General features: G+C 32.5%; 14 protein-coding genes. 3 read left to right on the top strand and 11 right to left on the bottom strand.

Going from position 1 to position 12,291, the window contains the following annotated elements; all coding sequences use genetic code 11:
* Nucleotides 1–20: 20 nt before the first annotated feature.
* Entirely contained in the window at nucleotides 21–395 is a 375-nt protein-coding gene (locus V7P59_RS06290; protein ID WP_333809304.1) for a hypothetical protein, read from the bottom strand.
* A gap of 121 nt (nucleotides 396–516) precedes the next feature.
* Between V7P59_RS06290 and V7P59_RS06285 the strand changes: the two genes are divergently transcribed.
* The 3 genes from V7P59_RS06285 (at nucleotide 517) to V7P59_RS06275 (ending at nucleotide 2,954) form a co-directional block, all read left to right on the top strand.
* Nucleotides 517–1,104: a Crp/Fnr family transcriptional regulator gene (locus V7P59_RS06285; protein WP_333809303.1), complete on the top strand. Its 588-nt coding sequence runs from the start codon at nucleotides 517–519 to the stop codon at nucleotides 1,102–1,104.
* Nucleotides 1,104–2,321, top strand: coding sequence for a hypothetical protein (locus tag V7P59_RS06280; RefSeq protein ID WP_333809302.1), 1,218 nt, complete (start codon nucleotides 1,104–1,106; stop codon nucleotides 2,319–2,321). The genes V7P59_RS06285 and V7P59_RS06280 overlap by 1 nt, the downstream gene beginning before the upstream one ends.
* Nucleotides 2,322–2,399: 78 nt before the next feature.
* Nucleotides 2,400–2,954 (top strand): fasciclin domain-containing protein, encoded by a 555-nt coding sequence (locus tag V7P59_RS06275; RefSeq protein WP_333809301.1) that lies wholly within the window; start codon nucleotides 2,400–2,402, stop codon nucleotides 2,952–2,954.
* Between the two features lie 69 nt (nucleotides 2,955–3,023).
* Here the strand turns inward: V7P59_RS06275 and V7P59_RS06270 are convergent, their stop codons facing one another.
* The 10 genes from V7P59_RS06270 to V7P59_RS06225 form a co-directional block, all read right to left on the bottom strand.
* Entirely contained in the window at nucleotides 3,024–3,467 is a 444-nt protein-coding gene (locus V7P59_RS06270; protein WP_333809300.1) for a copper resistance protein CopD, read from the bottom strand.
* Nucleotides 3,467–3,838 (bottom strand): group III truncated hemoglobin, encoded by a 372-nt coding sequence (locus V7P59_RS06265; RefSeq protein ID WP_333809299.1) that lies wholly within the window; start codon nucleotides 3,836–3,838, stop codon nucleotides 3,467–3,469. The genes V7P59_RS06270 and V7P59_RS06265 overlap by 1 nt, the downstream gene beginning before the upstream one ends.
* A gap of 105 nt (nucleotides 3,839–3,943) precedes the next feature.
* A complete protein-coding gene (locus V7P59_RS06260; protein ID WP_333809298.1) occupies nucleotides 3,944–4,711 on the bottom strand; it encodes an ABC transporter permease subunit in 768 nt (255 codons plus the stop codon).
* Nucleotides 4,695–5,417: an ABC transporter ATP-binding protein gene (locus tag V7P59_RS06255; RefSeq protein ID WP_333809297.1), complete on the bottom strand. Its 723-nt coding sequence runs from the start codon at nucleotides 5,415–5,417 to the stop codon at nucleotides 4,695–4,697. Before V7P59_RS06255 ends, V7P59_RS06260 begins: the two co-directional genes overlap by 17 nt.
* Nucleotides 5,414–6,646 carry a nitrous oxide reductase family maturation protein NosD gene (locus V7P59_RS06250; protein WP_333809295.1) on the bottom strand — a complete coding sequence of 411 codons (1,233 nt, stop codon included), beginning with the start codon at nucleotides 6,644–6,646 and terminating at the stop codon, nucleotides 5,414–5,416. The genes V7P59_RS06255 and V7P59_RS06250 overlap by 4 nt, the downstream gene beginning before the upstream one ends.
* On the bottom strand, nucleotides 6,646–7,071 hold the full coding sequence (locus V7P59_RS06245) for a nitrous oxide reductase accessory protein NosL (RefSeq protein WP_333809294.1): 426 nt from the start codon (nucleotides 7,069–7,071) through the stop codon (nucleotides 6,646–6,648). The genes V7P59_RS06250 and V7P59_RS06245 overlap by 1 nt, the downstream gene beginning before the upstream one ends.
* A 2-nt stretch (nucleotides 7,072–7,073) precedes the next feature.
* Complete coding sequence (locus tag V7P59_RS06240) at nucleotides 7,074–7,667, bottom strand: hypothetical protein (RefSeq protein ID WP_333809293.1); 594 nt, start codon at nucleotides 7,665–7,667, stop codon at nucleotides 7,074–7,076.
* Nucleotides 7,668–7,720: 53 nt separating this feature from the next.
* Complete coding sequence (gene nosZ, locus V7P59_RS06235) at nucleotides 7,721–9,700, bottom strand: Sec-dependent nitrous-oxide reductase (RefSeq protein ID WP_333809292.1); 1,980 nt, start codon at nucleotides 9,698–9,700, stop codon at nucleotides 7,721–7,723.
* A 61-nt stretch (nucleotides 9,701–9,761) separates the two neighbouring features.
* Nucleotides 9,762–10,241, bottom strand: coding sequence for a c-type cytochrome (locus tag V7P59_RS06230; RefSeq protein ID WP_333809291.1), 480 nt, complete (start codon nucleotides 10,239–10,241; stop codon nucleotides 9,762–9,764).
* A 208-nt stretch (nucleotides 10,242–10,449) separates the two neighbouring features.
* Nucleotides 10,450–12,240 (bottom strand): hypothetical protein, encoded by a 1,791-nt coding sequence (locus V7P59_RS06225; RefSeq protein WP_333809290.1) that lies wholly within the window; start codon nucleotides 12,238–12,240, stop codon nucleotides 10,450–10,452.
* Nucleotides 12,241–12,291 lie beyond the last annotated feature (51 nt).

Genomic DNA, 12,291 nt, shown 5'->3' with positions numbered 1-12,291 from the left:
TAACAAAAACCAATATTTAACTAAGAAATAACTGTAGGTGGATGAAAAAAGGCACAATCATTCAAGTGAAAGTATAGATTAGAATAATTGTTACCATTAGAAGTTTTATGTAAGAAATAAATTTGTCTAATTTCTATAGGTTGAATTTCCTGAAAAAATACAATTTCAGTTTGTTCGAAAGATATTTTCTTATCAGAAGAATTTTCAGAATTACTTTCTGAAGCTTTTGCCAATTGTTTTGCCAAGTGACACTTACCGTTACATTTTAATTCGGGTTTGGATTTGTTTTCACAAAGATTGGTTACAATGTAATCATAATTCACAACATACTCTAAAACCGGAAGTATTGGCTTAAGGAACATTAGCAAAGTTAATATGATTAGTAATTGTTTCATGGGACAAATTTACAGCAAATAAATTAGGGTTTAGTATGATTTCAGTCATATTTTTTTTACTTTTATTGAAATTAATTTGTGCTTTATCTAAAAGAATTAAAGCCTTCAACACAACTACTTTATGCAGATTGATTTAGATTTATTATTTACTTGGGGCGCTATTGCCAAGGAGTACAAGAAAAATGAAATTATTTTTCATGAAGAGGAATCGGCGAATTTTTATTATCAAATTATTGATGGTTGCATAAGAATGTACAATTCCAATGATGAAGGAAAAGAATTTACCCAAGGTTATTTTAAGAATGGTCAAAGTTTTGGTGAACCTCCTTTGTTTATTGATGAAGTGTATCCTTCTACCGCAGTAGCTTTTAAAGATTCTAAAATAATAAAAATTTCGAAGGAGAAGTTTTTAAAGATTTTAGAGGAATATCCCTTTATTCAAAAGCAATTCTTAAATTTAATGGCCACTCGAATTCACACCAAAGCCAGAACTACTAAAGACATAGTAAACCAAAAACCAGAGTTTCGAATTTTAGCTTTTTTAAATGCGCACAAAAACCCCGATTGTCCTAAAAAAGAATTGGTAGCATTTACAAGACAAGAAATTGCCAACTTTACAGGTTTACGTGTAGAAACGGTGATTCGAGAACTTTCAAAAATGAGCAAAACGAATAAAGTGGAAATTATTAATCACAAATTATATTACTGATGTCTTTTAAAACAACTTTTTGGATTCGATTTTCGATTTTTAATCTGATGCTTGTTGCATTATTAGGACTTATAATGCGTTATAAAATTCTGTTTGAATTTCCACTTCTCGATCAAAAAAGTTTACAACACTCGCATTCTCATTTTGCTTTCGCAGGTTGGGTTACGCATACTTTGATAACTTTACTCATAGCTTTTTTACAAAAACACGATACATTCAATAAAATCGCATTTAAGAAATATAATCTTATTTTAATTGGGAATTTAATTTGCTCTTATGTAATGCTGATTTCCTTTATTATGCAAGGCTATGGAGCGATTTCGATTACTTTTTCAACCCTTTCAATTTTTGTATCTTATTGGTTTGCTTATGTTTTCTTTAAAGATTGCAAACAAATTGAAACTTCTTTTGTAGCAACAAAATGGTTCAAAGCAGCATTATTTTTTAATGTGATTTCATCTTTAGGAACTTTTGCTTTAGCTTATATGATGGCAACTAAAAACATCCATCAGAATGAATATTTAGCTTCCATTTATTATTATTTGCATTTTCAATACAATGGTTGGTTTTTCTTTGCTTGTATGGGATTGTTGTTGGATTATTTAAAAGTAATATCAAACTCAAATCGCATTTATTCGCAATCGTTTATTTGGTTATTTTGGTCGTGCATTGCAGGGTATTTTCTATCAACTCTTTGGTTAGATTTACCGCTACTGATTTATATTTTAACTGCTATTTCGGCAATTGTTCAAGTAGTTGTTTGGTGTTTATTATTTAAAACTATTTTTAGAGAAAACAAATTCATCTTCGTAAATCTTCCAAATTATTTAAAATATCTGATTTTATTTATCAGTTTTGCTTTGAGTGCGAAGTTCCTATTACAATTGGGTTCCACCGTTCCTGCAATCAGTAAATTAGCATTTGGTTTTAGACCTATAATAATTGCTTATTTGCATTTGATTTTGTTAGCTATTATTTCGCTTTTTCTGTTGTTTTACATTTATGTGAATGATTTTATTTCGGTAAATAAGAAAACCATTTTAGGATTAGTCTTATTTAGTATTGGAGTTGTATTGAATGAAGTTGTTTTAGGAATTCAAGGTGTTGCGTCTTTTAGTTACACATTAATCCCTTTTATTAATGAGGTCTTGTTTGGAATTGCCATAATGCTTTTCGCAAGTATTTTATGGACCACTTTTTTTACAAAAAAAGGATAAAAAAGTATTTTTTATGATTCTACGCATAAAATAATGAGCAGATAATCAAGTACTTTGTGTTTATAAATTATTCAAATTATGAAAAATTCCATTAAAACTTTATTGTTAGCCAGTTTACTGATCATCTTTGGATGTAAACAAGGCGAAGAAACGGCATCAGAACCAACATCAGAATCTACAGAAGTACCAACTGGAGGACAAGAAAATGTAGTAGATGCAACATCAAATCCAAACATTGTGCAAACTGCAATTGGAAGCAAAGATCACACCACATTAGTTACGGCAGTAAAAGCTGCAGGATTAGTGACATCTTTAAGTAATGCCGGACCTTTTACTGTATTTGCACCAACCAATGCTGCTTTTGATAAGTTACCTGCTGGAACCGTAGAAGGCTTATTAAAACCTGAGAAAAAAGGCGATTTAGAAAACATTTTAGGATATCATACGTATGTTGGTTCATTGAAAGCAGAATACATGCAAGACGGACAAGAGTTTGATATGGTATTTGGTGGAAAAGTAAAAATCACTAAAAAAGACGGAAAAACATTCGTAAACGGTTCAGAAATTGTTGCTTCCATTGAAACATCAAACGGAATTATCCACGTAATTGGCGACGTTTTACTTCCAAAATAAGAAACAATTATTAATTCATCTTTTATAAAGGTAAAAAGCGTAGACTTCAACAGTTTACGCTTTTTACCTTTATATGCCTCCTAATCGAATTAAGGAACCTAAAACCAACATCGAAAAAGCGATAAGTGTTACTATTATTATGAGAATCGTAACATAATGATATCTTTTTGGAGTAAGGTTTGGAAAAATAAAAAGTTGGGCTGAAATGGCTAATGTTAACGAAGTAATAAACAAAATAAGTTTGATGGAAATTACTTTTTCAATTCCGTTAGAGAAGGAAAACCATTTGGTAAAAGTAACATCATAATCGTACGCCATCAAAATTCCTGTGATTACTAGTGTAATTAAAGAAGGCAATCCAATTGGTTCAAACTTATCTTTAAATGTTATAAGTTTCTCTAAATCTTTAGTTTTTATGGCTTCAGGTAAATAACGAATCGTTAAAATAATATGACCACCAATCCAAACGGTTGCCGCTAATAAATGTATGATTAATAAAAAATGATGATACATTACGCTAACGTTTTATACATGATAACATTGGCAATATTGAGCGCTCTTTCTTTGATTTCGGTAGCTTTTTCGCCTTCGAATAATTCATCAACTGTTGTGGTGAATACGATTACCCAATGTTGAAAATGTTCGGGATTCATAGGACATTTACTATGTAAATCTTTGTGAACTTGCATCGGACTTCCGTTGTAATTTCCGGTATAGAAAAGGATGTTTTCCCAAAAATCGTACATTCTAGGCAAATGAGTTTCCCAATTCACCTGGGCAATTTCGGTAAACAGAAAACCAATAACTGCATCGGTTTTGATTTTATCATAAAAAGTATCGACTAAAAGTTCAATATCTTTTCTATTTCTAATATCTGTTTTCATTTTAATAAAATTTCGAGTTACAGGTTTCGGGTTTAAGGTTTCTAGATATTGACTTTACAAAATGGTAAAAACTCGCAACTCTTACCTCGCAACTTTCTAACTGTTTTACAAGTCTTTCTTGTTGAATTTTCGCATCGAAATGAAAAACGGAATAATCGCCCATAAACTCAACAAAACAAATGAAACTACTAATCCAACTGAAGTTCCGAAGAAATCTTTAAAAATAGCTCCTGTATATCCCATCATAGCGGAAACGTCTAAATGTAAAAGAATTTGAATTCGCGCTAAATCAATCGGACTAAATGCGGTGATGCCTACCATCATGTTTTCGATTGGATATTCGGCTAATTGGAAGAGTAAAAACAAAACCATTCCGTCGAATAATAGAGCGAAATACAACCAAATCATTATGGCTAAACCAATTCCTTTTGCTTTATCTCGGGTTAAAATCGAACTCAAAAAAGCCAATGCAACAAAGATGACTGAAATCAAACAACCATTAAGCAACATCATAAAACCAACACTATCAGGCGAATTAATTAATAACGGAATTCCAGCACCTATAAAAAAAGCCAAAACCATCGCTGTTGATAATCCGAAAAACAAACTCAGCCAAATCTTTCTTCTTTTTATGGGTTGACTTAGCAAAAGTTCAATAAATTCAGCACTATTGTACAAATAAATCGTAGCAAATAAAATGGAAACCAACGGAACTGTGAATAAAATCACATTCAAAATGGTTAGTAAACCTTTTGCTGAATTGTCTTCTAATGCAAAAGAACTCCATGATAAAATAGACAAAATCAGCGTATAAGCCAAAATAATTTTGTTTCGGATAATGTCGGATAATATAATTTTAATTATTCGGTTCATTTTGTTTGTTCTTTAAAATTTTAGCAATCGCTTTTGAGATTTTTTCTTCGCCAGTAGTGGTTTTTAATTCTTCTACTTTTTGATGAAAATGCACTTTTCCTTCTTGCATAAAAATGATTTCGGTAATTAAATCGTCTAATTCACTTAGTAAATGCGACGTAATCAAAATCAATTTTCCTTTTTCTTTCTCTTTGATGATTTTTTCTTTCAAAACCTCAGCCGCTATTGGATCTAAACCTGCTGTAGGTTCGTCTAAAATCAATACATCTGGATTAAAAAGAAAGGCTAAAACAGCACTTACTTTTTGCGTAGTTCCGCCAGATAAAGTGCGCATTTGCTTGTCGAACATTTTCTCTAATTCGAAAGCGTGCAACAAATCTTCATCCAAATCATCTGATGAATTTCGAATTTTTTTTATCATTTCGATAATTTGACCAATTGTCATATTATCTGGATAGCGTCCAATTTGTGGCATATATCCAATTTTTTTACGATACAAATATTCACCTAAAACGGAATTTCCATTAAAATGAATCGTACCCGAATCTGGCAATACCATTCCTAAAACAGATTTTATCAAAGTGGTTTTTCCACAACCATTTGGACCAATTAAAGCGATACATTCTCCTTTTTTACAAGAAAGATTAATATTCTTTAAAACTTCAAATTTTCCAAACTTTTTCTGCAATTCTTTTATCTCAATCATAGCGGCAGTGACTTCATTAAAGGCTTATTATCTACAAAATTATCAGGTGTTATACTGGGCAATACTTTTTCAGATTTATCTAACAGCGTAATCATAAAACTCCTATACAGCAACATAGCGGAAGGCGTATTTTCGGTTAGCACGGCAAACAAACTCAGCGGATGATACGGAACATCTCCCATTCCGTTTTTGTCTAAATCGTAACCATCGTATTTATCCCAATAATTGGCATTGAATGTATTTAAAACCAAACTTCCATTGGTGCTGATATCGAAAGTATTTTTTAAGAAATTATTATTTACGATTTCGTTTTCCATACAACTCGCTTGGATTTTCATGCCCCAACCATTCGATTCAAACACATTTTTTTCTACTTTGATTCGTGAAGTTCCTTCCATGTAAATTCCAGAAGTATTTCTTGCAAAACGATTATTGAAAATATAACTATCTGCGATTTCTTTCAGTAACAATCCGTAAGCCGAATCGCCCCAATTTTCCTCGAAATAATTATTAAACATTTTTACATTTTTAGTAAACATTACGGCTACTCCTGCTCCATTATTCTTGAAAACATTGGTTATGTAAGCATCATCATTAGAAAACATAAAATGCAGTCCATAACGAACGTTATTGTTCGCAATGTTTCTCCAAATAACCGATTGGGTTACAAATTCAAAATAAATGCCGTCTCTGTGACCTGTGATTTTATTTCCAATGATTTGCAGATTATTGCTTTTCCAACAGTGAATTCCATTTCCAATTAACTGTTCGGCTTTGCCATAAGCTTTAATTACGTTATTCTTAACGATACAATTTGTACTGTTTTGAAGGTAAATCCCAAAGAAATTATTATCGAGAAAATTGCCTTGAATTGTGACATTATTTTTATCATAAACACGAATTCCACAAGGATCATTCAACGCAGCATGACCCGAATTAATGACTTTAAATCCTTTTACCACCACATCATTGGCATTGATAGACAATACTTCTTTTTTATGTTGACCATCTAAAACAGGGAAGTTCTTTCCAATAAAATAAATCTTTTTATTGATTAAAATCGTTCCCTCTTTATAAATACCCGAATGTACAAAAATCGTATCGCCATCTTTTGCTAATACAAGGGCTTGCTTGATTTTCTTCACTGGAAAGTTAGCGCCTACGTTAATAGTAGCCGCATACCCAATTGAAAAAAACAATAGGAATAATATGAAACTAATTTTTTTCATTAATACATTGTGAAAACTTGTTCCCAAGTTAACATTTTGGCATTAAGTTGTTTTTGAAAATTGTCTTGGTCTTTATCGGATGCAAATGCTGCAAAATTACCTCGCATAGGAGAATTTATAGAACCTCCGCGCAAGTAAAAACTCTGCTCGGCAGGAATTAAAGTATTGTCTTTTACGTAATCGTTTACAAAGAAAGATTGTACTTGAACGTTCGTATTTTCTTTTGCGTATAATAACATACAAGACAAATCATCAAACTTGTAGTAGCGTCCTTTTTTAGTCAACAATTCGGCTCCAAATTTTCCGTTTGAAATGGTCATCTTGCAAAATTCACAAGTATCTACATTTAATTTGATAGGTTTTGGTTCGCTTGAAACACACGAAATCATAAAAATAAACGAAAATAAAAGTACAATCTTTTTCATAACTAAATAGTTTGTTTTCTTTTGAATAAGTTGAATTCTTTAAATACAATGTAAAATAGCATTACACCTGCACCAATTAACATCCATCCACCAATATCTGGAATCGAATAAGCTCCAAAATTCAATAGTTGTTTGTATCCAATTAACGGTGGTTGATAGGCCATTCCTGGTACTTTAATAGCTGCATTCGGATCTAAATTGTGTCCGTATTCATAATTCCAGCGATAAAAATCTACTCCTGCTAAGATAACGAAAAGTATAAAGGTTCCGAAAAATGCTAATACGAATTTTCTGTTATTGATAAAAATCAAGGCTAAAGAAACCAGTGAAAAAACACCAATGATGTAAGGTAAAATTTTAAATTCGATAAAATTCTCAGTATGCAAAGTTGCCATTCCAATGTAATGATTTAAGCCATTTATGATTTCTACATCACCACCAATTTTATTAGCGTATAATTTTAGTACCAAACCTTCAGGATATTGTGGCGCATCTAAATCGATTTGCCACATAGGCACAAATAAAGAACCTATAAACAATGCCGAAATAAGAAATAAAAGGATTTTTGAAACTAAAGTAACTTTTGCAGTTTCCATAAAATTGAGTTTAAAAAAGGGACAAAAGTTACTTTGCCCCTTTTGTTAAAAATTTATTTTGTTGATGGTACGTTTGTTCCTAAACTATATTGTAGTGGGACATTTGAACCTTTTGGAGATACTCTAATGTATCCTTGCATTTCTTGGTGTAACGCACTACAGAAGTCGGTACAGTAGAATGGGAATGTTCCTACTCTATCTGGAACCCATTTCAGTGTGGTGGTTTCACCAGGCATAATTAATAACTCACCATTGTTAGCACCTTTGATAGCAAATCCGTGTGGTACATCCCAATCTTGCTCTAAGTTGGTTACGTGGAAATAAACCTCATCTCCTAATTTGATTCCTTCAATATTGTCTGGAGCAAAGTGAGAACGAATAGACGTCATATATACATGAACTTTATTTCCTTCTCTTACCACTTTGGCTTCTTTTTCACCTTTGGCTACATAAGGATGTTTATTTTCATCTAATTTATAGAATTTGTACTGACCATTGTTTCGAATTAAATCTGCTGGAGCTGCTTGAGCATAATGTGGTTCTCCAATGGTAGGAAAATCTAAAATTAGCTTCATTTTATCACCGCTAATATCAAATATTTGTGCTGATTGCGCTAACTCAGGACCTGTTGGTAAATAACGGTCTTTTGTAATTTTGTTGTAAGCAATTAAGTATTTACCAAATGGTTTTTTACTATCGCCACCAGGAATACATAAGTGACCTACAGAATAATACGTTGGAACACGGTCTAATACTTTTAACGTTTTGATATCCCATTTTACTACTTCAGAAGAAACAAAGAAAGTCGTATAAGCATTACCTTTTCCATCAAATTCTGTATGTAATGGACCTAAACCTGGTTTTTGAACTTCACCATGTAAAGCTGCTTCATATTTCACAACTGGAATTCCGCCATAGTCACCTTCAAATTTTTTCCCTTTGATTGCAGCTTGTAATTTATCAAAACTAAATACAGGGATCAAAGCGGCTAATTTACCAGAACCTACGATGAATTCTCCCGTTGGATCAACGTCACATCCGTGAGGCGATTTTGGACAAGGAATCATGTAACAGATGTCTTTTAATTCAGAAGCATCTAAAACCAATACTTCGTCTTTCATAACAGATTTTGCAGAGTGCGTATGCTCATCCCAAGTGTTGTGAGCATATTTCACTTTTTGTTTTTTACCCTTTCCTGCTTTGATGTATTCTTCTGCTTTTTTCCAGTTCACTGCCATAATAAAATCTTTATCTTTTTGAGAAGCATTTACTTCTAACAAGGTGTTGGCTTGTTCTGTGTTGTAGCAAGAGAAGAAGAACCACCCGTGAGATTTTCCTTTACCAGCATGCGAAAGGTCAAAGTTTACACCAGGAGTTACAATTTGGAAAGCCAAATCCATTTCTCCTGATTTTTTATCTACACTTACAAAACTGATATGTCCTTTGTAATTTTCTTTATAAGTATTGATTGGAACGTCTCCATTAGAATAATCAGCAGGAACACTAAAACGAGTACCCGCTACCACATATTCTGTATTTTCAGTAATGAATGGAGAAGAGTGATTACCTCCACTGTTTGGAAGTTCAATAATTTCAGCCGTTTTGAATGTTTTTAAGTCAATTCTAGCAATACGTGGAGTATTGTTAGCATTCCCAAAAACCCAACGTCCATCAACTTCACCGTTAGTTTGAGATAACTCGGTGTGGTGTAAATCATCCCAAGGCACAAATCCGTGAGAAGTGTTTAACATTGGTTTTGTTTCTTCGCTGTATCCCCAACCTTTTTCTGGGTCAACCGAAAATACTGGAATAACTCGGAATAAACGTCCGCTTGGTAATCCGTAAACACTTAATTGTCCACTAAAACCACCTGATACGAAATTGTAAAACTCATCGTATTTTCCTGGTGCAACATATGCTTTCTCAGCAGCATCGCCACTAACAGCATCACCTGAGCTTTTTGGTTTACAAGAAGTTACCAAAGCACTTCCTAGGGCAATTACTAAAATTGCCTGTACAAATTTATTTTTCATGATATATGTAGTTAAATTAAGGTATCGTATTACTTTCACTTAACACAATACCCTTTTACGTTTATTTCACACCGTCATTTTTACGCATATACTCAAGAATTCCTCTAGCTTCATTGTCTGAAATACCTTGATTTGGCATACGAACTAAACAGATTTCTAATTGTGCTTGCACTTCAGGATCTTTGTCAATCATTGGATCTGGATTGGTAATAAAGTTCATAATCCATTGAGGTGTTCTTCTTTCAGTTACGCCTTTCCATCCTGGACCCACTAATTTTTCATCTGTCATTTTATGACACGACGTACATTTAACACCGGCAACTTCTTCTCCTTTGGTAGCCATTGCTTGGTCTAATGTAGCTCCTAACTCAACTGTGTCATATTTTCCTTCACCACGTTTTGGATCATACGACGCTGGATCAGCAGCTTCTGTTGTTGCTTCACCTCCACCAGGTTGATAATTATCCTCAGCAGATGCTTCTTTTTTACCACATGCTATTGCTAAAGCAAGAGATAAAACAAGTAAAATTGATTTGTTCATGATATTTTAATATTAAAATTATTACTACAAATTTCTGAAATTGAGCGCTTTAAAAGTATGATTACAATCATAAAAAAGGATATTTTTATCTTTATTATTAACAATTTTTGAACAAAAAAAGGCTGTTTCAAAAAAAAAAGTGAAAACAACCTTTTGCAAAAACCTATTTATAAAAATTAAATAACCCTCATTATTAAGTAATTATATCTTAAACTGGAATTGTATTGAATTCTAACTTATTTAATTGGAATTCCAATTGTAAAATATCATTTTGAATTTTTGAGTTCTTTTCTTGAAAAATCGATTTGTAATAGTCGATTCCATTTAAAAGATTCTTTTTAAATGTTTCCCATTTTTTTATTTGTTGGGGAGTTATTTCGAAAGCTTCATTTATTTGGGTTGACAAATACGAAACATACAAACCTAATTCCTTCACAAACATATTAGGTCTATCGGTATGATTTTCGATTTCTTTCTTGCCGTAAATGTGTTGAATCATCTCTTTTAATGAAAATTCTCTTGAAAAATAAGCCATGTTTGGACCAGGACAAACCACAACACCTTGTGCTTGACCTTTGATTGGAATTCCTAATTCGATATGACTTGCATTTGCTAATCCGACACACAAACACGATTTTTCTGTGATTGAATTGTACTCTTTAGTGTAAGCTTCGAATGAAATGTTATCACGTTTTGCTTCTAACTCTTCCAATTTCTTGTCTTGATGTTTTTTAGATGCAGTACAAGTACCTTCTTTTTTGTATTCTTTGCTTAACGCTAAATATTTCTTTGGACAAGAACTTCCTGCTTTTCCCGAAGCGATACGTTGGCTTTTAAAGAAATCATTCGTCATTCCTTTAATTGTGTTGAACGAAACTCCAAGAGGTGAAATATTACTTAAGTACAAATCTTTTTCTTTAGCATCGGCTAATAATTTTCTAGTTTCTGCATCAACTGAAGTAGCTTCTGGAACTAAAAGAAATGGTGAGCCCCAACCTACAGCATCTACTTGATAATGGTCTAATAAAAACTTATGTTCTTCTGCTGTTCCAACGCCACCTTGAACTGTGATTTTTAAAACAGGTGGTTCATTTGGAACTTCTTTATTTTTTGACGCTAAAGCATTTGTAAATAGCGAATAGGCCGATTGAATCAATTCGTCTTTCTTGTTTTTGAATTCTTCCAAAATTGGACCTAATAAAAATCCGTCGGTTGCAAATGCATGTCCGCCACAATTTAAACCTGATTCAATTCGATATTCAGAAACCCAAAGTCCTTTTTTAGCCAGAAAATTTCCTTGAATCATCGCAGAACGATAATCGCTAACTTTCAAAATGATTTTCTTTTGAAATTGTCCATTTGCATTGGGGTAAAATGCATCGAAAGTTTCCATGTAACTATACAATCTCGGATTCATTCCAGCTGAAAAAACTACCGATGAGTTTGTTGTACTTTTTACAAAACCTCGCAAAGCCGCATGTGCATCGTTATAGATTACAGACAATTGTTCGTTATCAATAAAATTATCTTTATCGATTTTCGTCATGATGTTCACATCAATACTTCCTGGTGCAAAATGATGGTCAAGAATTGTTTTTAATTCCATCATATTGTTTTTTCCTGAATCGATTAAATGTTCTAATTTGATTTTCAATTCTGAAGTTGTAGGCAAAATGGCGATAAAATCTTCCAATTGCGCTCTTTTTTCAAGCAATTCAGATTTGAATGACTCGAACTTTTGAGTGACAACTGTATCCAATAAATTCAAATAATTGGTGATTCTTTTAGCTCTAAAATCTTCTACTTTTTGAGAGATTTCTTCATAAGGTTGTTTGAATTTTTCTGCGTAAAAAGCGGTCATTTTTTCAATCAAATCGTCATCCATAATCGAAATTACAGAATCGATTCCGTATTGTGCCACTCGCATAGGGCTATCAATAGTGAAGGCCAATCCCATAACTGGAATATGAAAGGTGTGTAGGTTTTTTTGTAATGTCATATTGTTTTCTTGGTTATTTTTGGTGTTCGATTTATTTGTTAACAAAATAAA

The organism is Flavobacterium sp., assembly GCF_036782315.1.
GTDB lineage: Bacteria > Bacteroidota > Bacteroidia > Flavobacteriales > Flavobacteriaceae > Flavobacterium.
The sequence above is the reverse complement of the archived record's forward strand: the minus strand, read 5'-3'. Positions and strand labels throughout refer to the sequence as shown.

Bases quoted from the DNA above. Each gene is read 5' to 3' on its own strand.
- V7P59_RS06290 (WP_333809304.1), bottom strand. From the start codon at position 395: ATGAAACAATTACTAATCATATTAACTTTGCTAATGTTCCTTAAGCCA.
- V7P59_RS06285 (WP_333809303.1), top strand. From the start codon at position 517: ATGCAGATTGATTTAGATTTATTATTTACTTGGGGCGCTATTGCCAAG.
- V7P59_RS06280 (WP_333809302.1), top strand. From the start codon at position 1,104: ATGTCTTTTAAAACAACTTTTTGGATTCGATTTTCGATTTTTAATCTG.
- V7P59_RS06275 (WP_333809301.1), top strand. From the start codon at position 2,400: ATGAAAAATTCCATTAAAACTTTATTGTTAGCCAGTTTACTGATCATC.
- V7P59_RS06270 (WP_333809300.1), bottom strand. From the start codon at position 3,467: ATGTATCATCATTTTTTATTAATCATACATTTATTAGCGGCAACCGTT.
- V7P59_RS06265 (WP_333809299.1), bottom strand. From the start codon at position 3,838: ATGAAAACAGATATTAGAAATAGAAAAGATATTGAACTTTTAGTCGAT.
- V7P59_RS06260 (WP_333809298.1), bottom strand. From the start codon at position 4,711: ATGAACCGAATAATTAAAATTATATTATCCGACATTATCCGAAACAAA.
- V7P59_RS06255 (WP_333809297.1), bottom strand. From the start codon at position 5,417: ATGATTGAGATAAAAGAATTGCAGAAAAAGTTTGGAAAATTTGAAGTT.
- V7P59_RS06250 (WP_333809295.1), bottom strand. From the start codon at position 6,646: ATGAAAAAAATTAGTTTCATATTATTCCTATTGTTTTTTTCAATTGGG.
- V7P59_RS06245 (WP_333809294.1), bottom strand. From the start codon at position 7,071: ATGAAAAAGATTGTACTTTTATTTTCGTTTATTTTTATGATTTCGTGT.
- V7P59_RS06240 (WP_333809293.1), bottom strand. From the start codon at position 7,667: ATGGAAACTGCAAAAGTTACTTTAGTTTCAAAAATCCTTTTATTTCTT.
- nosZ (WP_333809292.1), bottom strand. From the start codon at position 9,700: ATGAAAAATAAATTTGTACAGGCAATTTTAGTAATTGCCCTAGGAAGT.
- V7P59_RS06230 (WP_333809291.1), bottom strand. From the start codon at position 10,241: ATGAACAAATCAATTTTACTTGTTTTATCTCTTGCTTTAGCAATAGCA.
- V7P59_RS06225 (WP_333809290.1), bottom strand. From the start codon at position 12,240: ATGACATTACAAAAAAACCTACACACCTTTCATATTCCAGTTATGGGA.